A 24059-nucleotide genomic window follows, 5' to 3' on the forward strand; every position below is an offset into this window, starting at 1 on the left:
TTTATTATATTATATAATATGTATAAGGGGCCCAACAATACAGTCGGAAACTTACGGTACGGGATCATAACCCGAACCACCCCAAGGATTGCATCTTAAGATGCGCCAAACAGCCAAAGCCAGTCCCTTAAAGGGACCATGCTTCAGGATGGCTTGTCTCGCATACTCTGAGCAAGTGGGCTGAAAGCGACAGGAAGGTGGCGTATAAGGAGTAATACACTTCTGATAAAACAATATCGGCAGTATAAGAATCCATACCAACACCTTTCTCATGCCATGTGCTATCATAAAGAGAATCTTCATCATAAACTGCTCTCTTTCATGACTGTTTCAGATTGCATCTCCTTGATATTAACAACCAATCTATCCAAAAGTTTAGTCATTTTGGTTGAAACCAGCTTTGAAGGCTGCAATTGTTCTGTTTGCCAAACAAAAGCCACAAGCAATTGTTTTCCAACATAATTCTGCATACAAGTCTCCAGCTCCTGTTTTTGATAACGAAAAGCTTCACGTATCTGTCGCTTTACCCGATTGCGCTTTACTGCGTGCTTAAAATAACGCTTTGATACACTGATAAGAACTTGAACAGAAGGTGCTTGCTCATCTTTCTTGTCAACAAGAAGAAACACCATTCTCATAGGCCATGCCGTCATTGCTTTAGCACCACCTCCAAAGAGCTGTTCTATAAGTGTCAGTTTACATAGATGCTCTTTCTTTCCGAATGTTTTATTTCTGTCTGTTGACATATCTATTCTATTAAATATTTCTTATTTTATTATGACGTTTCAGATAATCTGCCAAGGCACCTGTCATAGATGGAAAAGCTTTATTAGGAGCCTCCAGATCAAGGCGTAAGCCCTCATCTTCAACCGTTTTTGCTGTAGCAGGACCAAAAGCGCCAACAGCGATATTCCCTTGTTCAAAATTAGGGAAATTCTTCTTCAGAGCCTTTACACCTGTTGGACTAAAGAAAAGCATCATATCATAATCGAAGTTCTTGATTTCCTCTTCTGAGAAATCATTGCTTACAGTACGATACATCACACATTCTGTATGATTGAGTTTTTTCTCATCAAGCAAGTTGGCAATATCATCATTATGAACACTGCTTAATGGTACCAGATATTTCTCGGTTTTATGGCGAGCCATCTGTCCCATCAACCCATCAATTTTACCTGTATCACCAAAGAACACCTTACGCTTGCGATACTGAACATACTTTTGGATGTAGAGAGCGATCGTCTCTATCACACAGAAATATTTCATATCTTCAGGAATTGTGATACGCATCTCCTTAGCTAATTTAAAGTAGTTGTCTACTGCATGACGAGATGTAAATACGACAGCAGTATAGTCAAGCAAATTTATTTTCTGCTGACGGAATTCTTTAGAAGAGAGCCCCTCTACCTTAAAAAATGGACGGAACACGCATTCTACTCCATATTGAGCCTGGATATCGAAGTAAGGAGACTTCTCACTTGCAGGTTTTGGCTGAGAAACTAAAATTTTCTTTATCATTTTGTCTTAAAAGTTTATTTTCAAATAATGACTGATTAACACAAGTCCACCCCAAAGAGCGAACAAGGGTATCACTTCAAGGGCACAAAAGTACAAAAATATTTGCAGAAACACGCCATTTCTTCTAAAAAAGATAATGTAAGCCTTCAAAAAAGCCAACAATTTAACTAATCCAAGGATAGTCAACGTGTATATCACTGCAATTTGCAATGGAAAATCGAAATACGACAAAAGCATCACCATTGGGAACAAGGCCACTCCTTGACATGATATAAGGAACAAGTATGCCTTGAGCCATTGTACATTTTTTTTCTTTTCAAAAAATACCCAACCAGAAATCACATAGAGGAACGCCTTCAACAAGAAATAGCCCCCCATACAACCAGCATATATACTGATCACCTGATATTGGTCTACGATAAACGTATCGCTGATAGATGCTTTCGAATAAATGAAATACCCGATTGCCAGCAAAAGACAGGTCTGCAACACGAAGAAGAACTGGTATCTTACTTCAGAACTGGTCTCCGTCACCTCTGTTGTACCGATGCGTGGAGTACGGAAGAAGGTTTTTGCCTGGCGTATAACAAAATGCTTAGATTTAGAGAATGCTATACAAGCCAAGAGAAAACAGACCAACAGCAATGAAGTAATAAAGTTATCACCAGCTACCGTATAGGGAACAGGATCACCTGCCACCCCCAAGCGTCCACCCTTTAATTCCGGATGAAACAGAGAATCTTTTGAAAAGAATGACTCACGATAATATTGTGGCAAACTTACATCCCTAAAACTCTTACCTGCCTTATGTCCTGGCAAGTGTAATGTATCCGGCATCTCGCTCCAATGAATCTCACTGGGCTTGATATGTGCCCTAATCATGGAGTCCTGCTGAGCTGGCGTTGCATTCTTAGGCAGCCAGCTCAACACCTCTTTGGGTGTGAGCTGGCTGCTATGTTGCCTGAGCACTTGCTGTTGCGATTCAGCCTCAAGTGCGGCACCTGTCTGTATCGAATCTGCCTGTTGCACCATTCCTTAAAGTCCGAAAACTTTCTTGATTTCGTCTACCTTATCTAATTTTTCCCATGTAAAGAGTTCTACCTTCACAGTTTTAGCCTCATGATATCGGCTGGTGAAGGTTTTCTCTACTATCTCATTCTTACGTCCCATGTGTCCATATGCCGCAGTTTCCTGGAACATTGGCTGGCGCAACTTCAACTGGCGCTCGATTGCTTTAGGACGAAGATCAAACATTTCTGCAATTTTCTTTGCAATCTCGCCGTCAGTAATATTCACATGGCTTCTGCCGTAAGTATTTACATAGATACTAACCGGTTCTGCCACACCGATAGCATAACTTACCTGAACCAACATTTCATCTGCAACGCCGGCAGCAACCATATTCTTTGCAATATAACGAGCAGCATAAGCTGCAGAACGGTCAACCTTACTGCTATCCTTACCTGAGAAGGCACCACCACCATGAGCACCCTTACCTCCATAAGTATCTACAATAATTTTACGACCGGTAAGACCTGTATCTCCATGAGGACCACCAATCACGAACTTACCTGTAGGGTTTACGAAGTACTTGATATCATCATTGAAGAGAGCCAACACCTTATCACTCAGATGAGTCTTTACTCTTGGAATCAGGATATTGATTACATCCTCACGAATCTTTGCCAGCATAGCATCATCATCGTCCTCACCATTTGCCTTCTTGATAAAATCATCATGCTGGGTAGAAACTACGATGGTATCGATGCGCTGTGGGATATTATCGTCTGAATATTCGATAGTTACCTGGCTCTTAGAGTCCGGACGGAGATAAGTCATCACCTTGCCCTCCTTGCGGATATCTGCAAGGACACGCATGATGAGCTGAGCCAAGTCGAGTGATACCGGCATATAATTCTCGGTTTCCGTTGTAGCATAACCGAACATCATACCCTGGTCGCCTGCACCCTGATTATCATCCTCCTCACGACTTACACCGCGGTTAATATCATCGCTCTGTTCATGGATAGCAGTAAGCACACCACAAGAGTCGCCGTCAAACTGATATTCGCTCTTGGTATAACCGATTTTCTTGATAGTCTTGCGGGCAATGGTCTGCAAATCAACATAAACGTTAGAGCGAACCTCACCCATGATTACTACCTGACCAGTAGTACAAAAGGTTTCGATGGCGCAATGAGCGTGGTCATCGTAAGCCAAAAACTGGTCAAGCAATGCATCTGAAATCTGATCAGCCACTTTATCTGGATGTCCTTCAGAAACTGATTCTGATGAAAACAAATATGCCATATTTTCTTACTTTATTTCTATTAATTATTGATATTCATTATTTTGCGGCTGCAAAGTTACTCATATTTTTTCAGATTTTGTCATATTCCCATATAAAAAACGTCAATTCCTTGTGCTTTATCTGTTATTCGGGCATCTTTTGTCTGTTTTATCAGAATCAAACACTTGGTTTTCTCCACTATATTTGATATTTCGAGGATGATGTTCCAAGATAGCTCTGCGCAAATCTGAAGTTTCAAGATGAGTATAAATCTCTGTGGTTCCAATATCTTCATGCCCCAACAAGGCCTGAATTACCCTCAGATCGGCTCCACCTTTCAACAAGGCTGTAGCAAAACTATGGCGTAAAGTATGAGGAGAAATGGTTTTCTTGATTCCTGCATCATAAGCCGCATTTTTTATCATGATAAGTATCATATTGCGTGTGAGATGAGCACCTCTACGATTCAAGAAGACATAGTCTTCCTCACCTGGCTTGATTGTCATCAGATTCCGGTCTATATACCAAAGATTGATTTCTTTCAGAGCCTTACCAGAAATAGGAACGATGCGTTCCTTGTTACCTTTACCTATGACCCTAATAAACTTTTCTTCTTCAAACACATCGCTTTTCTTTAGATTCACAAGTTCCGAAACGCGAAGGCCACAGGAGAACAGGGTTTCTATAATCGCCTTATTACGCTGTCCCTCCCATTTTTCCAAATCGATAGCCGCTTCAAGCATGTCAACCTCTTCTACAGATAAATACTCCGGCAAATGCTTTCCTATTTGGGGAGAAACCAGTAATTCGGTCGGATCGTCTTTTATATAATCATCAAGCACCAGATACCGGTAGAAAGAACGGATTCCGCTCAAAATCCGAGCTTGTGAACGAGCAGAAACACCACGATCATGCAAACTTGCAGAAAAATTCTCCAAGTCTTCCAATTTCATTTCCGTCAGCACCAAATTATTCTTATCAGCATACTCCAAGAGAAAATTCAAGTCATGGTAATAGGCATCCAACGTATTTTTGGAGAAATTACGCCCCAACTTGAGGTATCTCATATAGTTCTTTATAATTTCATTCCTCATTTTTTGTCAGTTTCCTTAATTTATTGTATCTTTGCATCGTCTTTGCATAAGACAGGAGAGTACAAAAGATCTCTGCCGCAAAGATACGAAAAAAATATGGATTACGATTAAAAATCAAGTAAATATGAAGATACAAATTATTAATGGTCCAAACTTGAACCTTCTTGGTGTAAGAGAACCAGGTATTTATGGTAGCAATTCTTTCGAGAGTTATCTGCCTAAGCTGAAAGCGAAATTCCCAGATATTGAGATAGAGTACTTTCAGAGCAACATTGAAGGCGAGTTAATCAACAAGTTGCAGGAAGTTGGTTTTTCCCATGATGGTGTAGTACTCAATGCTGGCGCCTATACTCATACCAGCATCGCCTTGCAGGATTGTATTCGCAGTTTGAAATGCCCTTGCGTTGAAGTACACATCTCTAATGTGCATAAACGTGAAGAGTTCCGCCATCATTCATATATTTCCTGTGCTTGCCTGGGCGTAATCTGCGGTTTCGGTCTGGCTTCTTACGAACTTGCCATTTCAGGAATCTTAGCACAGAAAGAAACAGAAGAGTAAGATTTCCGTTACTCTAAATCCATCAGATTATGACAGAGACAGAACTTATAGACAAATATATCTGCCAGCATATAGAGCCTGAAGGCGATTATCTGTATCGTCTTTACCGCGCCACCAATATACATACTATCCATGGACGTATGGCTAGCGGCCATATTCAGGGCAGACTTCTCAAGATGCTTGTAGAGATGATTCGCCCGAAGAACATTCTGGAAGTAGGTACATTTAGTGGCTATAGTGCTATCTGCCTGGCCCAGGGATTGCAGGAAGGTGGAAAACTCTACACTTTCGAGATCAATGATGAGATGGAAGATTTTACCCGTCCCTGGATAGAAGGTTCGAATGTTGCCGATAAGATTGACTTCCGCATCGGTGATGCCAACATAGAAGCGCCCCAACTAGGCGTAAAATTCGATATGGCTTTTGTTGATGGCGATAAGCGTACCTATATAGAAACGTATGAAATGGTTATGAGCATCCTGAACCCTGGAGGCTACATCCTTGCAGACAATACTCTTTGGGATGGTCACGTCATCGATCCTGCCTACGACCGAGACCACCAGACTCAAGGCATTCGGGCTTTCAATGATTTAATAGCAAGAGATCCTAGAGTAGAGGTTGTAATCTTACCACTACGCGATGGTCTTACACTCATCAGGAAAAAATAAAAAATCAATTAGAACAAGAAATGGCATGAATCCCCCATGAAAGATTCATGCCATTTCTTTTAGTATATGCACCCAAGTATAAGAAATTCTGTAGGTTTAACTCAACAGCCTTTTACTCAGCGCTCTTACAGGATACCATACAGCAAGCCAACCTACAGCAATTACAGTAACGAAGATAATAGCAACATCTGAGTAATGAACACTTACCGGATAAGCATCAACAATAAAGGAGCCTTCAGAATCTCCCAGACGTACAAATCCATATTGCTGCTGCAAAAAGCAGAGGAGCAAGCCCAATCCAATACCGATAACAGCACCTATCACAGCTATCATTCTACCTTCAAAAAGAAATACTCTGGTAATCTGCTTATCGTTAGCTCCAAGATTACGAAGAGTCACTACATCATTTTTCTTATCAATAATAAGCATAGAAAGCGACCCGATGATATTGAAACATGCAACAACTAAGATAAAGGTCAGGAAGATATAAGCAATCATCTTCTCTATCGACATAATTTTAAAGGTATCTTCCTGTTGTTCAAATCTGTCAAGCACTTTATATTTATTACCAGCTATCTGCTGCATCTCTGCCTTTACAGCATCCAGATTGCTACCCGGTTTCAAGCGTAATTCCAAATCAGAGAGCATACCTTGCTGACCAAAGAGATTACGGGCAAATGAAATAGAAGTGATGATGTAGTTTTTATCATACTTAGCCTGTTTGACGGCAAAAAGTACGCCAGGAGAGTTGAGCGAGTCAACAACAAAGCCATCACCAGGGTTAGTCATATCCAGCTGTCCTTCCTTTTTAGGAGCATAGATTTTCAGGAAACCATCCCATTGTGCTCCTATGCCTAAATTCTGGGCAAGACGGATACCTACGGTTCCATATTCCAGATTGGCAGCATGCAAGGAGAAAGAGCCATCACCATATAAAATATCTGTAATATGAGAAAGTTCTGCAAAATTATCATCTACACCCTTGATTTTCACCATAGCCTGATGATCATTATAGATTGCAAGAGCTTGATCTTCTACGGTTTCTGTTGCAACATCTACCTGCGGCAAAAGACGAATCTTAGTAAGAATAGGATCATCTGCAGGTGCAGTCTTTCCCTCAACAGGCACAACCTTGAGTTGTGGGTCAAAACTCGTAAAGAGTGAAGCTACCAGGTCATGGAAGCCGTTAAAAACACTCAGAACGATGACCAGAGCCATCGTAGCTACCGCCACACCTATTACAGAAATAGAACTGATGACGTTGATGACGTGCGTACTCTTCTTTGAGAAAAGATACCTGCGAGCTATAAAGAATGGGAAATTCATAATTCTATCTTACCTTATTTATATAACAGTATAGGGAGTCAAGAATTGCCGTCTTAACTCCCTTGTCTTTTTACTTCCTTACTCTTTTACTTTTTCAAGAGTTCATCAATGTGCTCCAAATAATCGAGACTATCATCAAGGAAGAAACGGAGTTCTGGAATAATACGTAACTGGTTTCTCACTTTTTTACCCAAGTCGAAACGGATCGTCTTCTCATTTGCATTGATGTTCTTCAAAATCTCCTCTCCTTTTTCAGAAGGGAACACACTCAAGTAAGCAGTACAGATACTGAGATCTGGACTTACTCTAACCTTAGTAACACTTACCATCACACCATGCATCATGCGGGTTTGTGACTGGAAGATAAGACTCAACTCCTTCTGGAGAAGTCTTGATATACGGTTTTGTCTTGTTTCTTGCATAACTATTAACTATAAATTATTAACTATAAACTATTCAAGATCTACATGTGTAACCTCCACCTGTTCATGAAGGAAAATCTGTGCAGATTCCTTGAATTTATCCTCACTCTCTGTTGTGAGATATCGGCAAGAGCCTGTTTTGGTTATCATCTGTTCCATCTGCGGATGGCGGTTCAGATAATCTTTCAGACTGTTTGCTACATATTGTCCTTGCGGAACCACTCTTACGCCATCAGGAAGATTCTTCACAATGCTGCTCATAAGAAGCGGATAATGCGTGCAACCCAAAATAATGGTATCAATATCAGCGTCCTTCAGCATCAGCTGGTCGATGCGTTTCTTTACGAAATAATCAGCTCCCGGACTATCTGCTTCATTGGCTTCCACGATGGCAGCCCAAAGCGGACAAGCCACGCCACTCACCTGAATCTCTGGCCAAAGTTTCGAAATTTCCATATTATAACTTTGGCTTTTAATAGTACCTTCTGTAGCCAAAAGTCCCACGTGATTACTCTTGGTAATAGTACCAATTACTTCGGCAGTAGGGCGGATAATACCCAAAACTCTTCTGCTGGGATCCAACTCAGGAATATCGCGCTGCTGCAAAGAACGTAGTGCCTTAGCCGAAGCAGTATTACATCCCAGGATAACGAGATGACACCCCATAGAGAAAAGTTTAAGCACAGCCTGGCGTGTGAACTTATAAACCACCTCAAACGAACGCGAGCCATAAGGAGCACGAGCGTTATCACCCAAGTACATATAATCATACTGAGGCATCGTCTGGCGCAACCCATGCAGGATGGTCAGTCCGCCATAACCAGAATCAAAGACACCGATTGGTCCGGGATTAGAAGGCAACATCATTTCAAAGTCTCCTCCAGCAAAGCTGTAATATCCTCCCCCATCTCTTCGTTGAGATAAGGAGCTGCATTATTGTCTGTATTGATGATAAAGGCAAACCCCTTCTGCTTGCCAATCTTTTTAGCTTCCTCGTTTATTTTTGCTTTGAGCGGAGCATAAGCATCATTCTCTGCTTGCTGCAACAGGCGGGTAGCCTCAGCCTTGAAGGCAATATTTTTCTCCATCAATTCACGCAATTCAGCCTGACGCTTCTCCAGAATTGTCTTGGCATAAGTGCGCTGTCCATCAAGAAATTCCTCATACTTAGCATTAAACTCAGTTTCTACACGTTTCATTTCTGCATCGTATTTCTCACGGAGTTCATCCATATTATGCTTGGCTATAGCGTAACCAGGCATAGTATGAAAAACCTTATCAAAACTAAAGTAGCCAAAATGCAAGGGAGCAGATACAGCAATCTGTTGTTGCTGAACCTTTGCTGCAGGCGTTGTATGCTGGGCTGAAACAGTCAAAGAGATGAGAGCAAAAGCCAGAAATAAGAGATTCTTTTTCATGATGAGTGATACCGTTTATGATGAATACCTTATAAATACCTCGTTATTAAAAATGAGAAATAAGGGCAAGCACTTCTGCCTGCCCTCAATCTATATTCTTTTTATTTGCCTTGATTACTTAATCTTAGCCTGTACTTCCTTAGTAACGTCTACTACGTTAGTACCTGTATATACAGCTGCACCATCCTCGAAGATGAAGGTGTAGTTACCAGCCTTGCCTACAGCCGCGATAGCTGTACGTACCTTTGCTACGATAGGCTGCATGAGTTCGCTGCTCTTCTTCTGCAACTCCTGCTGACCATCCTGGTAAGCCTGCTGAATTTTCTGCTGGAGAGTCTGCAACTCAGTTTCCTTCTGCTGCTTTGCTGTAGCATTCATTGTGCTGGAACCCTTCTGATACTCGTCAGCCTTACGCTGCAACTCATCCTGCATAGACTTCAAGTCATTCTCCTTCTGCTTCTGGAGAGCTTCCATCTCGCCATTAGCCTTAGCTACATCTGGCAAAGACTGCATAATCTGCTGAGTATTTACTTTACCAAACTTCTGAGCCATCATAGTCATTGGTGCACAGAGCATCAACATTAAAATAAGCTTTTTCATTGTTCTATTCTTTTTAATTATTAATTTCTAAATGAAGTTTTCATGCTGCCAACCATTGGCACATGTACTTACCGGCTGCAAATATACAATTATTATTTGGAATAACCTAATTTTTGGAGCACTTCGTTGCTAATATCTATCTTAGGAGAGCCAAAGATGATGCCGCTGTTGCTAGCTCTATCGAGAACAAGCGAATATCCGCGCAGGTCTGAAATCTCTTTTACGGCTGTATAAATCTCTTCCTGAATAGGTCCCATCAATGCCTCACGCATCTTATAAAGGTCGCCTTCTGCACCAAAATATTTTTTCTTCAAATCGCTAGCCTCCTTCTCTTTCTGCATGATGGCATCCTGCTTAGCCTTCTTCTGCTCCTGAGAAAGGAACACTACCTCGTTCTGATAGTTCTTATACATGGTGCTTGCCTCTGTGTTAAGAGCTTCTACCTCAGCCTGCCATTTGCGGCTTACCTGATTCAACTGCTCGTTGGCACGCTCATAAGCGGGTACATTCTTCAAGATGTACTCCATATCTATCAATGCATATTTCTGTGCATGTGCTGAGATGGCTGCTACAGCCATCATCAGCATCAATACTATTTTCTTCATAAAACCCATTTTTAGAATTCCTGACCTAAGATGAAGTGGAACTGGCTTCCACCCTTCTTATATGAACTACCATTCCATACCTTGTCGAAACCGTAAGCCCAGTCGATACCCATGAGACCAACCATAGGCAAGAAGATACGTACACCGACACCGGCACTACGTTTCATGCTGAATGGGTTGAACTTCTTGGTTTCATACCAGGCGTTACCAGCCTCTACGAAGGTCAAACCATAAATGGTTGTGTTACCTAAGAGGAATGGATAGCGAAGCTCCAATGAGAAGCGGTCGTATGCATAAGCATAGTAACCGGTTGTAGGACTGTAAGATACAGAACCATTCTCATAACCGCGGAGTCCGATTGTTTCCTCACCATAATATGATGAGTATCCACTCATACCGTCACCACCCACATAGTAGGTCTCGAACGGACTCTTCTTATACTTGTTATAAGAACCGAGCAAGCCGAGTTCTACACGGGTCATCAATACGAAGCACTTCTGACCCTCTGTGAGTGCAGTATAAGTCTTTGCCTTGAACTTCCACTTATGGTATTCAATCCATCTGTACTTCTCCTGCTGCTCAGCAGAATAGGTTGGCGACTTAGAATCGTTGGCAAGATTCTTGTAGTCCTTGTTGTCGAACGCACTCCATGGTGGAGTAAGGTTGACACTTGCCTCAACCTCAGAACCACGACGTGGGAAGAGTTGGTTATCGGTTGATGTTCGGTTCAATGCGATGGTCAAGTTCAAGTTGTTCGCATTACCGTTGGTCATCAACATATAGCTCCAGTTCTTCATCATGTAGCGCTGGTAAGCCAACTGTACAGACAAGGTGAAGTAATCATCCGGCCAACGGAGGCGCTTACCCCAACCGAGACTTACACCCACCATCTGGATATACTTGTCTGGATCGTAATAATTCTCGTAGTTGTTATAGTAACTAGAACCATAACCATACATATAACTGTAATAGTTGTTCATGTAAGCACTATTGTAATAGTTGCTTGACACGTCGGTACTCTTACTGTAGTATGCACCTACGCTGAACTGGATAGGGCGCTTGCCGCCAAACCAGTTGGTAGAGTAGCTTACGTTATAGCTCTGGTAGTAGGTACCATTGGTCTGTGCACCTATACTCAGCACCTCACCATCACCGATAGGCATGATACCACGATGCTCCTTGTTTTTGTTGAAGAGGTTTGCCATAGAGAAGTTGTTGAGCTTCAAGCCCACACGTCCGATGACACCCGTCTGACCCCAACCGAGCGAGAACTCAATCTGGTCGTTACTCTTCTGCTCCAGGTTCCAGTTTACATCAACCGTACCATCTTCAGGATTAGGCTTTACATCCGGGCTAACCTTCTCTGGATCAAAGTGTCCCATAGAAGCAAGTTCACGAGCCGAACGCATCAGAGCATCCTTAGAGAAAAGGTCGCCTGGCTTGGTACGAAGTTCACGACGCACTACGTTTTCGTAAAGACGGGTATTACCATTGATACGTACATGGCTCAGATAAGCCTGAGGTCCCTCTGTTACGCGCATCTCCAAATCGATAGAGTCGCCATCAATATTGATTTCAGTCGGTTCGATACGAGAGAACACATAACCATTATTATAGTAGAGGTTAGAAACTGCGTCATCATCTTCATTCAGGCGCTTACCCAATATCTTCTGGTTATATACATCGCCCTTCTTCATGCCGAGCAATGCTTCGAGATAAGCTGAAGAGTAAACGGTATTACCTGCCCAGGAGATGTTACGGATATAGTATTTCTTACCTTCATCTACCTTGATGTAGATATTAACGTGCTTCTCATCGAAGTTGCTCACGCTATCTTCCAGAATCTGAGCATCACGGAAACCATACTCATTATATTTGTCGATGAGTTTCTGCTTATCTTCCTTCCATCTCTCAGGGGTAAACTTCTTCGACTTGAAGAAAGAGGCGAACTTACCAGCCTCATGCGTCTTGGCAAAAGCGCCCTTCGAGAAGAGTCCACCCTTAATCTTGCGGTCAGAAAGCTGTTCGTTTCCATCGATTGTTATCTGATGTACCTTGATTTTTTCTTTCTTGTCAACAACAACATCCAGGATTACCTGTCCCTTGTTGGCAATATCATCGCGCTGGTTTATCTGGATATCAGCGTTCTTGAAACCCTTATCATCGAAATACTTCTTGGCGAGAATCTTGGCACGGTCGAGCATATTCGGAGTTACCTGAGTGCCCTTTACCATACCCAACTTCTGCTCCATATCTTCACGCTCGCTCTTCTTCAAACCAACATAGTTGATATTAGAGATACGTGGACGAACCGCAAGATAGATATGGAGATAAAGCTTCTCACCTACGATAGAGTCGGCAGCGATAGCCACCTTCGAGAAGAGTCCATGTTTCCAGTAGCGCTTTACGGCATTGGTAATCTCGTCGCCAGGCACAGTAATCTCATCGCCCACACTGAGGCCTGAGATACCTGTGAGAACATAGTCTTCGTAGCCCTCAACACCCGAAACATTGATACCACCAATCTTAAGGGTACGAGGTGTACCAGCATACGAGATGTCAGGGTTTACGATTTTATCTTGTGCCTGAATCTGCATGCATGCCATTACGCCGAACAGCAGGATGAAAATCTTTTTAAATCTATTCATTTATACCTTATTATATATAATATGATTTTTCTATGCTTGTATGAGGTTTGCCTATTTCTCCTCCTCTTCCACCTGTGCCTCGGTTTTTCCAAATCGACGTTGGCGGTTCTGATAACTTGCTATTGCCTTGTGCAGATCTTCTTCATTGAAGTCTGGCCAGAAGGTATCACAGAAATACAACTCTGAATAAGCTATCTGCCAAAGAAGATAGTTGCTGATACGGAGTTCACCTCCTGTACGTATCAGAAGTTCAGGATCTGGCATGAAACTGGTCTCAAGATGCTTCTCGAAGTTCTCCTCTGTCAGTTTATCCTCTATCTGCTCATAGGTTGAACCAGACTCGAGCGCTTCTTTTACCATTTTCTTTGTAGCATTCAGGATTTCCCAACGTGAAGAATAGCTCAATGCCACTACCATAGTCATCGAATCGTTCTTCGCAGTATGGTCCATGGTCTCCTGAAGCTTGTCCTGCACCTGTTGTGGCAGGCGTTTCAAATCACCTATCACACGGAAGCGGACATTATTCTTCATGAAGATTTCATCTTCGAGCGAAGTCAGTACCAGTCCCATCAAGGCAGCAACCTCATCGGCCGGACGGTTCCAATTCTCTGTAGAGAAAGTATAGAGGGTGAGATATTTTACCCCCAACCTGGTACACTCCGATGTAATTCGGCGCACGGTATCTACTCCAGCCTGATGGCCGTAGCTACGCTCCTTGCCCCGTTCTGTTGCCCAGCGACCATTGCCATCCATAATGATAGCGATGTGCTCAGGAATCCTGTTCATATCTAAGTTGTCCATCATTCTTCTTTATTACAAGTTTTACATTTTGCACTGAAACTATAGGTCACCGAAACGGCTATGGTAGAATAGCAGTCGGTATTCTTGAAAATGCCACTGCTCTTTACCCAGTAAGGGTCTTTCACACCATCCAGTTCATCGCTGAGCGAGAAATGGAAAGTCCAAGCCAGTCCCAAGTTCAACCTTTCGTTCACTTTATATTTTGCGCCGATGCCTAAAGGCACGTTGGCTGTAAATACATTTTTTTCGTTACCTTTTACATAGGTTGCTCCCAAGCCACCCAGTATATAAGGAACCAGGCGCTGGGCTCCGCGATAGTCTCTGCCTGTTCCGTAGGGCCAGAAGTTGTACTCAAACACCAGATTCATATCCACCAGCGTATGATTGAAGGAATAGAGATTCTCCGCATAATCAGGATAGAAAGTATCCACATTTGCCGAAGAACCTTTTATTTTTCCAAAGCCCACGCTCAGTTTCAAGTCCTTGTAGGGGTCGAAATTGTATCTTCCCAACAGGAAACCGGCAGGTTGCATGTCGCCAAGCACATTTCCGTTAAAGTCGCCTTCATAGGTCATTACTCCCACACCGGCGCCTATCTCCATGCGATATTGCGGATCGTCCTGTGCACGAACCGCCATACAGCCCAGAGTTAAGAAGGCAAGCAGGATGATTAATCTTCCTTGCTCCAGCCATCTATATTGAAACGTCCTCTCCATACGTATCCGTTTCTGATAATCCAATAGTAATGTTGCTTGTCACGACAGAAAGCGAAACGACCTTCAGTAGCAAACTTAGCAGGCAGAACAACCATCTTATCCTGCTTCCAAGTCAATCCGGCATTCTGGCTCTTATACCATTTGCCGTTATTGCCTAAAGCAACGAAGCCTGTATCGGCAGCACAGGTAATTACCTGATCCAGCCAAGGCATCTTTCCACTTTTATTGTTTTCGATTTCCAGATAGTTCCACTGTCCGGCTTCAGCATTTACATCATAGTCAACCGTGCGCAACCATGTGGTGGCAACCGTATCATTCAAAGCCTTGTCACGAGTACCCATCAGCATCACGTTCTCCACATTTTTTGCAGAGAGCACGCCAGCCGCATTCATTGAGATATTCTGTGTTGGCAAATAGTCTGCATCTGTATCAAGTTTCTCCTGCTCCCAGCTGACACCCTTGTCTTTTGAAACAGAGATACCTGCAGCAGTATAAGCATAGAGATACTTGCTGCTTGCACCAATGAGCTGCTTGATATCTGCGTTTTCAGAAACCTCTGTCCATGTTTCTGCATCGGCAGAAGCATAAACCTTGCCGCCATCTGAGATATAGAGTTTGCCTTCCAGCGCTACTGCACTCTGGTAAGCGTCACTACTTAAGCTTTCGTTCATCATAATAGGTGACCAGGCGCTGCCATCATTGATGGCTGACTTCAGCACCTTAGTACCCTCGGCAGTCTTGCCGAATACATAGATGGAATCACCACAAGCTACAGCCTTCAGATCAGAGAACTCAGCCAACTGACTGTTGTTCTGAGCCAGCTCATGCCACTTAAACTCATAAGGCAACTCCTTATGTACGTTTACGGTAACCTTATACTCGGCATAGGCAGAGTAGTCGCTGCTGTAAACTCTAATAAAGCGAGGCTTTGAGAAGTTAATGGAATCAGAGCTTGAATAGTATGCTGCGACAGAATCAGGCTTGTTGATATCCATCAGGAGAATAGGGCTGCTATTCTTGCTGCTGATAGTAGCCAATATGGCAGTATCCCTCACCCCACAAGGCAAGGAATCTACATTATAAATCAAGCGTTGTGCCTGATCTATGTAAAATTTATAGTCAGAGCCCGTCACATTAGCCTTGAGCAAGGTATCTTTACCTGCCTTCGTTTTGGTATATCTGTCAAGACTACCCAACGAGAAAGCCGTGATGGCTGTATCATGTGTATATTCTACTGTTGTTTCATCGCTGCTCAAGCAAGAAGAGAGCGAGAGCGTAGCTGTAATCAGCGCTATGAAAGCAAAAAACTTCCTTTTCATTCTATCCTATTTTATTTTTAGCTGCAAATTTACTGAGAATTCTTTAAAAACTCGACCTTTTCTCCTTATTATTATGCAAATTATTCATTTTAGACGCATTTTTTAAGTTTTTTAGTGATTTCGAGGCGTAAAAACGAAGAAATCCCGCTTCTTTTGCAAGAAACGGGATTCCATATTTAGTATAAATTCGAAGTGTCGAATTAGAGCTGTGGACCAGCAGCAACGAGAGCCTTACCAGCCTCGTTGTTTGTATACTTAGCGAAGTTCTTGATGAAACGAGCAGCCAAATCCTTAGCCTTCTCCTCCCACTGAGAAGCCTCAGCGTATGTATCGCGTGGATCCAAGATCTCAGTAGCTACACCTGGCAACTCTGTTGGAACCTTGAAGTCGAACATAGGAATCTGCTTTGTAGGAGCCTTGTCGATGTCACCGTTCAGAATAGCGTCAATGATACCACGTGTATCGCGGATAGAGATACGCTTGCCAGTACCGTTCCAACCTGTGTTAACGAGGTAAGCCTTAGCGTTGTTCTTGTTCATCTTCTTAACCAACTCCTGAGCGTACTTTGTTGGGTGCAACTCCAAGAATGCCTGGCCGAAGCAAGCAGAGAATGTTGGAGTAGGCTCTGTGATACCGCGCTCTGTACCTGCCAACTTAGCTGTGAAGCCAGAGAGGAAATAGTACTGAGTCTGCTCTGGAGTCAGGATAGATACTGGAGGCAATACACCGAATGCATCAGCTGAGAGGAAGATAACCTGCTTAGCAGCTGGAGCAGAAGAACCTGGCTGGATGTTGTTGATGTGGAAGATTGGGTAAGAAACACGAGTGTTCTCTGTTACGCTCTTATCAGCGAAGTCAATCTTACCATCAGCAGCTACAGTTACGTTCTCCAAGAGAGCGTTGCGCTTGATAGCGTTGTAGATATCTGGCTCAGACTCCTTGTCAAGGTTGATAACCTTAGCGTAGCAACCACCTTCGAAGTTGAATACACCATTGTCATCCCATCCGTGCTCATCGTCACCGATCAACTTACGCTTAGGGTCTGTAGACAATGTAGTCTTACCTGTACCAGAAAGACCGAAGAAGATAGCTGTATTCTCACCGTTCATATCGCAGTTAGCAGAGCAGTGCATAGAAGCCATACCCTTCAATGGCAAGAAGTAGTTCATCATAGAGAACATACCCTTCTTCATCTCACCACCATACCATGTATTGATGATAACCTGCTCCTTAGATGTTACGTTGAAAGCAACACAAGTCTCAGAGTTCAAACCGAGCTCCTTGTAGTTCTCAACCTTAGCCTTAGAAGCGTTGTAAACAACGAAGTCTGGCTCGAATGCCTCGAGCTCCTCAGCTGTAGGACGGATGAACATGTTTGTTACGAAGTGAGCCTGCCAAGCAACCTCAACGATGAAACGAACAGCCATACGAGTATCCTTGTTAGCACCGCAGAAACCATCTACAACATAGAGGTTCTTGTTGCAGAGCTCCTTAACAGCGAGGTCCTTCACTGTACCCCAAACCTCCTCAGACATTGGGTGGTTATCATTCTTATATTCATCAGTAGTCCACCATACAGTGTCCTTTGAGTTCTCATCCATTACGATGTACTTATCCTTAGGTGAACGACCTGTGTAGATACCAGTCATAACGTTAACTGCACCTAATTCTGTCTGCTGACCCTTCTCATAACCTTCGAGACCAGCCTTTGTCTCCTCCTCGAACAACTTCTCGTAAGAAGGATTGTGAGCGATTACTGTAGCACCAGTAATACCATACTTTGTCAAATCTAACTTTGCCATTTTACTTTAAATGTATTTAAGTTGTGAAATATTTGTTCGTTTCCTAAATCGCCGCAAAGTTACGAAAAATATGTTTTATGGCAAAGATTCTCATGCATAAAAAATGTATTTTAAATTCTTTTTAGGTTAAAGAAGTTAAAAATGGAAGATTTCATCTGATATTTGCCACGTTGACTTTGCAAAAAATCTCTGCTTGGAGAATTTGAAGCTGAGATTTACACCTCTTTTATATATAAGAGAATATTTGAAGGAAAAATAAGATAGAAACATGTTCTTTCATTCCCCAGAGAGAAAATAATTGCCCAAACATTTTGCCGTTTCCGAGATTTATTATATCTTTGCAGAAAAACTACAGCTATATGAAGATAAATAATCTGAGCGAGCACAATTGCATCATCAACCGCTATCTGGCTGAGATGCGTGACTGCGATTATCAAAAGAACCGACTGCTCTTCCGCAACAACATTATGAGAATCGGTGAGTATGAAGCCTTTGAAATATCAAAGACTCTTAATTACGAAAAGACTGAGGTGACTACACCACTCGGTGTAGCCCAGGTCAATCTTCCTACCGAAAAGATTGTCATCGGTACGATCTTCCGTGCCGGACTTCCTTTCCACGAAGGTTTTCTCAATATTTTCGACCACTCTGGCAATGCCTTTGTGAGTGCTTATCGCGAGTATACCAACAAGGAGCATACTGAGGTGGGCGTACATATCGAATACCTCGCCACACCTGATCTTACTGATAAGGTGCTCATCATTGCCGACCCTATGCTTGCCACAGGTATCAGCATGGAGATGGGTATGAAGGCTTTCCTCACCAAGGGCAATCCTAAACATATCCACATTGCCTGTGTTCTCGCTGCACCTGAGGGCATTGAGCACATCAAGAAGACCTTCCCCGAGGACAAGACTACTATTTGGTGTGCCTCTATTGATGAGGGGTTGAACGAGCATAAGTACATCGTGCCAGGCTTCGGCGACGCCGGCGACTTGTGCTATGGCAGCAAGCTCTAAGCCGCAGGCTTTATAAATTCGTACGCTTTATAATAAAGTATAGCAACTCTACTCTGAAATACTCTTCACTCTTCACCTTTCGGTCCGAAACCCCTGTGTTTATCGGCATTCCGAGGGGTGAAGAGTTGTTTTTATCTCTTCACCTACTCTTCACCACTCTTCACCAACAGACATTAAAAAAACTGAACTTTCGCATGCGGTTCAAGTACGGGCTGAAGACCCAAAAGCTCCTAGCCCAGGGCGTGTGGGGCAAAACTTACGAAAGTTCAATTAAAAAGAGGTACAAGACCGCTGCAACAGAAGGTGAAGAGTGATGAAGAGTGGGTGAAGAGTGCCCGAACACTCTTCACCCCTCGGAATGCCGATAAACACAGGGGGTTCGGAGCATTTGGTGAAGAGTGAAGAGTTTTTCGTCTATCGCATAAAAAAGAAAATCAGACGTCTAAAAGGATATCAGATAAACCCAGTTCCGAGAACTGTTAAAGACAAACAGCCGACTAGCGGATAAGGCGCTAGTCGGCTGTCCGGCTTCTGCCAGTTGGCTGTCCTACTCAAACAGCCAACTTATCTCCGAAAGATAAAACCTTTAATAATGAAACGAGCTGCCCCCCAGGAACTCTCGCAGAAGCGAAGTAGGCGGCAGATTATTATAAGGTATACCCTTGAAGTATTTCAGGAACTTAAGCAACCGGTAAGCCTCAGCATATTCCTCGCAATTCTCCGGAACCTGCTGCAGCAGCGGCTCTGCCTGCGTCTTGATTACAGCCAGCTCATAAAGCATCGCCGTATTGAGCATCGCATCGGCATTCTCCTGGAACGGGAATATCCACTTGTTCTCACCCGCCCTTACCGAAGGCCAGCGATGAATGGTTTCCTGGGCAGAGACACCCCGATACTTGTAATCGCGGATGATGCGGCGGAGCAAACGGTTGTCTGTCGTCGGGATATAATTGTGATTATCCAGAAGAATCGTGGTCAGCGCCGAAGCATATACTCTGAATATCTGCTCCTGTGGGATGTGGGCCGTCAGCTCTGGGTTCAATGCATGAATGCCCTCTACCACCAGCACATTGTTATCGTTCATCTTCAGCTTGTTGCCACTCTTTTTACTCTTTCCGCTCTGGAAATCATACTTCGGCAATTCTACCTCCTCACCACGGAAGAGGGCATTGAACTGCTCGTTGATCAGATCGAGATCCAGGGCATAGATGCTCTCATAATCATATTCGCCCGAAGCATCCTTCGGCGTTTTCTCCCTATCTACAAAATAATCATCGAGCGAAATCTGGAGCGGTTTCAATCCGTTTACGGCAAGCTGTATGCTCAGGCGTTTGCACGAAGTGGTCTTGCCCGAAGAAGAAGGACCTGCCAGCAGCACCAGTTTCACGCCCTTGCGGCTGGCAATCTCCTCAGCAATCTTGGCAATCTTCTTCTCCTGCAGCGCCTCGCTGATATTGATGATGTCGGTAGAATGATTGGCATCTATCGCCTGGTTAAAATCGCCTACAGTCCTGATGCCCAGGATACTCTGCCAGCGATGATGCTCCTTGAATATCTCAAACATCTTGTCCTGTCGGGTCATTTCGCCCAGCACATCCGGGTTCTTGAGCGAAGGAATGCGCAGGAGCATGCCATCATAATATTTCTCCAGCCCGAAGAGATAGAGCTGCGAGGTATTGGTGAGCAGCGTGCCGTAGTAATAATCTACATAATCACCTATTTTATAATAGGTAGTATAGATAGAGCCCGACGTCTTGAGCAGTTTCACCTTCTCAACATCCCCTTTCTCCTGGAACAGCGCAACTGCCTCTTCGGTAGGCACGGTGAAGCGGCGTATCGGCATCCTGGCATCGATAATCTCCTGCATGCGACGGCGGATGATGTTCACATCTTCATCTACAACAGGTCTGCCCAGGCGGATATCTACGTAGAAACCATTCGATACGGGGATATCAATCACCACATCTGTAGCAGGATAAATGTCCTGTACCGCCTTGCAGAGAACAAAGAAGAGGGTACGGGTATATGCACGCGAACCGGATGAAGAAGTCATATCAAGGAATTCCACATCTTTAGAATTATAAACACGATAATGCATGCCTTCAACCTTGTTATTTACCCTTGCAGACACCGGTCCGTGGGTCATTTTAAGGTCAAATGCAGAAAAAATATCAAAAAGTGTGCTTCCGATTTCTACTTTCTGAGATTTTTTATTATTTTTGCAACGGATTTGAATTACTTGTTTCATTTGTATTAAAACTATGTTACAAAATTAAACTAATCTACCCGCTCTCGAAGCCCCCAAAGGTGCTTTTTGAGCATCGGCTTACTCTTTTTAGAAGAGAGACGCCTACAGAGTGTAAAGTTACGAAGAAATTCGGAAACCAGATGTATTTGACAACATTAATTAAGTTATTATATGTCGATTTGGATATTTTTTAAGCTTATTGGAGCACTCGCCCTACTGATGTTCGGTATGAAGACCATGAGCGACAGTTTGCAGAAGATGGCAGGACCACAGCTCCGCCATGTGTTAGGAACAATGACCACCAACCGTTTGACGGGCATCCTCACGGGTACGCTCATCACCGCAGCGGTGCAGTCTTCTACAGCCACAACAGTGATGACCGTATCATTCGTTAATGCCGGTCTCCTTACCCTAGCCCAGGCTATCTCCGTTATCATGGGCGCCAACATAGGAACCACGCTCACCGCATGGATCATGAGTGCCGGTTTCTCGTTTAACATCACAGATTTTGTATGGCCGGCGTTCTTCATCGCCATCATCCTGATTTACAGCAAGAAGCGCAAGATTATCGGCGACTTCATCTTCGGTATATCCTTTATGTTTCTCGGTTTGGGAACTTTACGCCAAACCGGTATCGACATGGATCTGGCTCATAATCAGCCGGTTCTTGAATTCTTTGCAAGTTTCGACCCTCACAGTTTCCAGACCACCATCACCTTTCTGATTATCGGTAGTATACTCACTATGTGCGTGCAGAGTTCGGCAGCCGTCATGGCGATTACGATGATACTCTGCTCTACCGGCGTATTGCCAATCTATCAGGGCATTGCGCTTGTGATGGGTGAGAATATCGGAACAACCGTAACCTCCAATGTGGCAGCGCTCACCGCCAATACCCAGGCCCGGAGAGCGGCGATGGCGCACATGGTATTCAACATCTTCGGTGTGCTTTGGATACTCTGCATATTCCACCCGTTCATCCATCTGGTTTGCGGCTGGGTAGGTTTCGACGATGCCATGGAGAAGACTGATCCTCATTTCGTAGCCAATGCAACCAAGCTATCCTTTGTGCTTGCCGCCTTCCATACCACCTTCAACCTCGCCAATACCTTTATCCTGGTATGGTTCATTCCACAGATAGAGAAGCTGGTATGCAAGATTATCCGTCCTAAGAAGAATACCGATGAGGACGACTTCCGCCTGCGCTTTATCCAGAGCGGTATCATGAAGACACCGGAAATCTCAGTCTTGGAGGCACAGAAGGAAATCCATTGTTTTGCAGAGCGCATCCAGCGCATGTTCGGCATGGTGAAGACGCTTCTTGGCGAGACCAATGAAGAAAAGTTTGTAAAACTCTATAGCCGCATCGAAAAATACGAAGGTATCTCTGACAACATGGAGATAGAGATTGCCAAGTATCTTGACCAGGTGAGCGATTCTCATCTTTCTGACGAGACCAAGGCAAAGATTCGTGCCATGCTCCGTGAGATTTCTGAAATCGAGAGTATCGGTGACAGCTGCTTCAACATCGCACGCACGCTGAACCGCCGTTTCAAGGGCAAGGAAGACTTCATCACTTCACAGTATGAGCACATGCACCAGATGATGGAACTTACCGACAATGCCCTTACCCAAATGAACATCACACTCGTAGGTCATAAGGGAGACAACGATGCCAACCTCTCTTTCAACATCGAGAACGAAATCAACAACTATCGCAATCAGTTGAAGAGCCAGAACATCAACGATGTGAACAACCATCTCTATACCTACGCCATCGGTACCATGTATATGGATATCATCCAGGAATGCGAGAAACTCGGCGACTATGTGGTAAACGTAGTAGAGGCCCGCATGGGTGTAAGACAGCATGAAGCATAACACCTCAATTTTTTTATGTAAAATTCTTCTAATTAGTTGAAATGTGTATCTTTGCATTTGAAAGAATATCATCACCGTAACCTTTCTAGGGATAGCTCCTTAAAAAGAGTAACCTAGTTAGGTATAATGGGTATTCGCTGACAACCCATATAGTGATAAAAATAAAAATGCGTAACTCATTTAGTGATAAGAAAAATAGATAGTAACAAATTTAGTTTAACCATCCTAAAGGTGACAACTTTTTCACGTATAAGACAGTTAGCAGAAGAAACGACAAGGGTCTATATGCCACGATGAACAGGTGGCGTATAGACCCTTGATTATATGGTGAAAGAACCGTACAGTTTATCCTTCAAGAACATTCCACTTGATGCCTCCATTCTGTCCTGCCACATAGTTGCAGGGAGGAATGCCGGGATGGGTCAGGTTGGAAAGATAAAGAGGCTCATCAGCCACAAACTGGTGGCAGGTAAACGTATCCCCGGCAGCCAGTTTGCTGTTCAGCGATTCCATCACCTTGAAATTGTCATTTCCCAGATACTTGATGGTAAGAATACGGCCGGGCTGCCAGGTCAGTCTAACCAGATCATTTACGACAAGAGCATCAGCAATCAGCTTGCTCTTGAAAAAGAATCGGCTGGAAGCAACAGCATCCTTACTCTCTACGAACGCATTCCAGCTGGGATATCCCACCATGCGGGAGAGCAATTCCAGATTGAACCTGCTCGGCTTGCAGGAACATGCCACATATCCCCACAGACGCTTCAGCGTGCTCACCGAAACCGTTTCCTGGGTATAACCCTCTATCTGTCGGGAAAGGAAATCAAAATCCCTTGGTGAAACGATCTTTCGTCCCACCAGCGTTTCGACCTCATTCTTGAGTCTATCAAAATCTTCTTTTTTATAATCTTCCATCATTATATATTCATCTATTTGCTTTTTACAGATTGCAAAGATAAGCAATATTTGCCGTTTTTCCCACAAAAAATGTACCTTTTATTGCAATAAGCTGAAATTAAACCGTTTTGAACCAATCTACTTTCGTTCTTTTTATGTATTTTTGCAGCCAGAAAGTAAAGATTGATTTGGGAGATAAAATAAAATCTGAAAGCGTATTTATAGTCA

The 24059-nt window shown here is 43.5% G+C and carries 23 protein-coding genes; 4 read left to right on the plus strand and 19 right to left on the minus strand.

Annotated elements, in window-relative coordinates; translation table 11 throughout:
* Window positions 1–51: 51 nt before the first annotated feature.
* From yidD to xerA, 6 genes are all read right to left on the minus strand, one after another.
* Window positions 52–303, minus strand: coding sequence for a membrane protein insertion efficiency factor YidD (yidD, locus tag KUA48_RS08515; RefSeq protein ID WP_040553354.1), 252 nt, complete (start codon window positions 301–303; stop codon window positions 52–54).
* Window positions 303–746 carry a ribonuclease P protein component gene (gene rnpA, locus KUA48_RS08520; RefSeq protein ID WP_118200749.1) on the minus strand — a complete coding sequence of 148 codons (444 nt, stop codon included), beginning with the start codon at window positions 744–746 and terminating at the stop codon, window positions 303–305. The genes yidD and rnpA overlap by 1 nt, the downstream gene beginning before the upstream one ends.
* Window positions 747–756: 10 nt before the next feature.
* Window positions 757–1518, minus strand: coding sequence for a uroporphyrinogen-III synthase (locus KUA48_RS08525; RefSeq protein ID WP_218432991.1), 762 nt, complete (start codon window positions 1516–1518; stop codon window positions 757–759).
* Window positions 1519–1524: 6 nt separating this feature from the next.
* Window positions 1525–2550: a DUF4271 domain-containing protein gene (locus KUA48_RS08530; RefSeq protein WP_153073651.1), complete on the minus strand. Its 1026-nt coding sequence runs from the start codon at window positions 2548–2550 to the stop codon at window positions 1525–1527.
* Between the two features lie 3 nt (window positions 2551–2553).
* A complete protein-coding gene (gene metK / locus KUA48_RS08535; RefSeq protein WP_153080118.1) occupies window positions 2554–3828 on the minus strand; it encodes a methionine adenosyltransferase in 1275 nt (424 codons plus the stop codon).
* 117 nt (window positions 3829–3945) lie between these two features.
* Window positions 3946–4902, minus strand: coding sequence for a site-specific tyrosine recombinase/integron integrase (xerA, locus tag KUA48_RS08540; protein ID WP_118253664.1), 957 nt, complete (start codon window positions 4900–4902; stop codon window positions 3946–3948).
* Window positions 4903–5026: 124 nt separating this feature from the next.
* Between xerA and aroQ the strand changes: the two genes are divergently transcribed.
* Both aroQ and KUA48_RS08550 read left to right on the plus strand, forming a co-directional pair.
* Window positions 5027–5461, plus strand: a complete 435-nt coding sequence (gene aroQ / locus KUA48_RS08545) for a type II 3-dehydroquinate dehydratase (protein WP_118253662.1) — start codon at window positions 5027–5029, stop codon at window positions 5459–5461.
* Window positions 5462–5490: 29 nt separating this feature from the next.
* A complete protein-coding gene (locus tag KUA48_RS08550; protein ID WP_118140397.1) occupies window positions 5491–6129 on the plus strand; it encodes an O-methyltransferase in 639 nt (212 codons plus the stop codon).
* Between the two features lie 96 nt (window positions 6130–6225).
* On the opposite strand, the gene KUA48_RS08555 is transcribed toward KUA48_RS08550, so the two are convergent.
* From KUA48_RS08555 to pckA, 11 genes are all read right to left on the minus strand, one after another.
* Window positions 6226–7455 carry an FtsX-like permease family protein gene (locus KUA48_RS08555; RefSeq protein ID WP_006848096.1) on the minus strand — a complete coding sequence of 410 codons (1230 nt, stop codon included), beginning with the start codon at window positions 7453–7455 and terminating at the stop codon, window positions 6226–6228.
* Between the two features lie 86 nt (window positions 7456–7541).
* Window positions 7542–7877 (minus strand): 30S ribosome-binding factor RbfA, encoded by a 336-nt coding sequence (gene rbfA / locus KUA48_RS08560; protein ID WP_006848097.1) that lies wholly within the window; start codon window positions 7875–7877, stop codon window positions 7542–7544.
* A 30-nt stretch (window positions 7878–7907) separates the two neighbouring features.
* A complete protein-coding gene (gene murI, locus KUA48_RS08565) occupies window positions 7908–8744 on the minus strand; it encodes a glutamate racemase (RefSeq protein WP_006848098.1) in 837 nt (278 codons plus the stop codon).
* The gene (locus KUA48_RS08570; protein ID WP_153073648.1) at window positions 8741–9295 is read right to left on the minus strand and encodes an OmpH family outer membrane protein; all 555 of its coding nucleotides are present in this window, start codon (window positions 9293–9295) and stop codon (window positions 8741–8743) included. The genes murI and KUA48_RS08570 overlap by 4 nt, the downstream gene beginning before the upstream one ends.
* A 114-nt stretch (window positions 9296–9409) precedes the next feature.
* A complete protein-coding gene (locus KUA48_RS08575) occupies window positions 9410–9895 on the minus strand; it encodes an OmpH family outer membrane protein (RefSeq protein WP_118253655.1) in 486 nt (161 codons plus the stop codon).
* 92 nt (window positions 9896–9987) lie between these two features.
* Window positions 9988–10500 carry an OmpH family outer membrane protein gene (locus tag KUA48_RS08580; RefSeq protein ID WP_022121518.1) on the minus strand — a complete coding sequence of 171 codons (513 nt, stop codon included), beginning with the start codon at window positions 10498–10500 and terminating at the stop codon, window positions 9988–9990.
* Between the two features lie 11 nt (window positions 10501–10511).
* Entirely contained in the window at window positions 10512–13148 is a 2637-nt protein-coding gene (locus KUA48_RS08585) for an outer membrane protein assembly factor (RefSeq protein WP_118253654.1), read from the minus strand.
* A gap of 51 nt (window positions 13149–13199) precedes the next feature.
* Window positions 13200–13952 (minus strand): isoprenyl transferase, encoded by a 753-nt coding sequence (locus tag KUA48_RS08590; protein WP_181975351.1) that lies wholly within the window; start codon window positions 13950–13952, stop codon window positions 13200–13202.
* Window positions 13949–14665, minus strand: a complete 717-nt coding sequence (locus tag KUA48_RS08595; protein ID WP_218432992.1) for a DUF6089 family protein — start codon at window positions 14663–14665, stop codon at window positions 13949–13951. The genes KUA48_RS08590 and KUA48_RS08595 overlap by 4 nt, the downstream gene beginning before the upstream one ends.
* The gene (locus KUA48_RS08600) at window positions 14620–15984 is read right to left on the minus strand and encodes a DUF6242 domain-containing protein (RefSeq protein ID WP_218432993.1); all 1365 of its coding nucleotides are present in this window, start codon (window positions 15982–15984) and stop codon (window positions 14620–14622) included. Before KUA48_RS08600 ends, KUA48_RS08595 begins: the two co-directional genes overlap by 46 nt.
* A 200-nt stretch (window positions 15985–16184) precedes the next feature.
* Window positions 16185–17786: a phosphoenolpyruvate carboxykinase (ATP) gene (pckA, locus tag KUA48_RS08605; protein ID WP_118253650.1), complete on the minus strand. Its 1602-nt coding sequence runs from the start codon at window positions 17784–17786 to the stop codon at window positions 16185–16187.
* A gap of 359 nt (window positions 17787–18145) precedes the next feature.
* Between pckA and upp the strand changes: the two genes are divergently transcribed.
* Window positions 18146–18805, plus strand: a complete 660-nt coding sequence (gene upp, locus KUA48_RS08610; protein WP_022121512.1) for a uracil phosphoribosyltransferase — start codon at window positions 18146–18148, stop codon at window positions 18803–18805.
* A 586-nt stretch (window positions 18806–19391) separates the two neighbouring features.
* Here upp and KUA48_RS08615 read toward each other — a convergent pair.
* The gene (locus KUA48_RS08615) at window positions 19392–21053 is read right to left on the minus strand and encodes a nucleoside kinase (RefSeq protein WP_118416882.1); all 1662 of its coding nucleotides are present in this window, start codon (window positions 21051–21053) and stop codon (window positions 19392–19394) included.
* A gap of 171 nt (window positions 21054–21224) precedes the next feature.
* Here KUA48_RS08615 and KUA48_RS08620 point away from each other — a divergent pair, with 171 nt between their 5' ends.
* Entirely contained in the window at window positions 21225–22934 is a 1710-nt protein-coding gene (locus KUA48_RS08620; RefSeq protein WP_153073644.1) for a Na/Pi cotransporter family protein, read from the plus strand.
* 345 nt (window positions 22935–23279) lie between these two features.
* Here the strand turns inward: KUA48_RS08620 and KUA48_RS08625 are convergent, their stop codons facing one another.
* The gene (locus KUA48_RS08625) at window positions 23280–23852 is read right to left on the minus strand and encodes a hypothetical protein (protein ID WP_118253644.1); all 573 of its coding nucleotides are present in this window, start codon (window positions 23850–23852) and stop codon (window positions 23280–23282) included.
* Window positions 23853–24059 lie beyond the last annotated feature (207 nt).

The organism is Segatella copri, assembly GCF_019249795.2.
Classification (GTDB): Bacteria; Bacteroidota; Bacteroidia; order Bacteroidales; family Bacteroidaceae; genus Prevotella; species Prevotella copri_B.

Coding starts and splice junctions, on each gene's coding strand:
- aroQ (WP_118253662.1), top strand. CDS start 5,027: ATGAAGATACAAATTATTAATGGTCCAAACTTGAACCTTCTTGGTGTA.
- KUA48_RS08580 (WP_022121518.1), bottom strand. CDS start 10,500: ATGAAGAAAATAGTATTGATGCTGATGATGGCTGTAGCAGCCATCTCA.
- xerA (WP_118253664.1), bottom strand. CDS start 4,902: ATGAGGAATGAAATTATAAAGAACTATATGAGATACCTCAAGTTGGGG.
- KUA48_RS08625 (WP_118253644.1), bottom strand. CDS start 23,852: ATGATGGAAGATTATAAAAAAGAAGATTTTGATAGACTCAAGAATGAG.
- KUA48_RS08530 (WP_153073651.1), bottom strand. CDS start 2,550: ATGGTGCAACAGGCAGATTCGATACAGACAGGTGCCGCACTTGAGGCT.
- upp (WP_022121512.1), top strand. CDS start 18,146: ATGAAGATAAATAATCTGAGCGAGCACAATTGCATCATCAACCGCTAT.
- KUA48_RS08585 (WP_118253654.1), bottom strand. CDS start 13,148: ATGAATAGATTTAAAAAGATTTTCATCCTGCTGTTCGGCGTAATGGCA.
- KUA48_RS08555 (WP_006848096.1), bottom strand. CDS start 7,455: ATGAATTTCCCATTCTTTATAGCTCGCAGGTATCTTTTCTCAAAGAAG.
- metK (WP_153080118.1), bottom strand. CDS start 3,828: ATGGCATATTTGTTTTCATCAGAATCAGTTTCTGAAGGACATCCAGAT.
- KUA48_RS08595 (WP_218432992.1), bottom strand. CDS start 14,665: ATGGAGAGGACGTTTCAATATAGATGGCTGGAGCAAGGAAGATTAATC.
- KUA48_RS08615 (WP_118416882.1), bottom strand. CDS start 21,053: ATGAAACAAGTAATTCAAATCCGTTGCAAAAATAATAAAAAATCTCAG.
- KUA48_RS08575 (WP_118253655.1), bottom strand. CDS start 9,895: ATGAAAAAGCTTATTTTAATGTTGATGCTCTGTGCACCAATGACTATG.
- yidD (WP_040553354.1), bottom strand. CDS start 303: ATGAAGATTCTCTTTATGATAGCACATGGCATGAGAAAGGTGTTGGTA.
- KUA48_RS08550 (WP_118140397.1), top strand. CDS start 5,491: ATGACAGAGACAGAACTTATAGACAAATATATCTGCCAGCATATAGAG.
- KUA48_RS08620 (WP_153073644.1), top strand. CDS start 21,225: ATGTCGATTTGGATATTTTTTAAGCTTATTGGAGCACTCGCCCTACTG.
- KUA48_RS08525 (WP_218432991.1), bottom strand. CDS start 1,518: ATGATAAAGAAAATTTTAGTTTCTCAGCCAAAACCTGCAAGTGAGAAG.
- murI (WP_006848098.1), bottom strand. CDS start 8,744: ATGATGTTGCCTTCTAATCCCGGACCAATCGGTGTCTTTGATTCTGGT.
- pckA (WP_118253650.1), bottom strand. CDS start 17,786: ATGGCAAAGTTAGATTTGACAAAGTATGGTATTACTGGTGCTACAGTA.
- KUA48_RS08570 (WP_153073648.1), bottom strand. CDS start 9,295: ATGAAAAAGAATCTCTTATTTCTGGCTTTTGCTCTCATCTCTTTGACT.
- KUA48_RS08600 (WP_218432993.1), bottom strand. CDS start 15,984: ATGAAAAGGAAGTTTTTTGCTTTCATAGCGCTGATTACAGCTACGCTC.
- rnpA (WP_118200749.1), bottom strand. CDS start 746: ATGTCAACAGACAGAAATAAAACATTCGGAAAGAAAGAGCATCTATGT.
- rbfA (WP_006848097.1), bottom strand. CDS start 7,877: ATGCAAGAAACAAGACAAAACCGTATATCAAGACTTCTCCAGAAGGAG.
- KUA48_RS08590 (WP_181975351.1), bottom strand. CDS start 13,952: ATGATGGACAACTTAGATATGAACAGGATTCCTGAGCACATCGCTATC.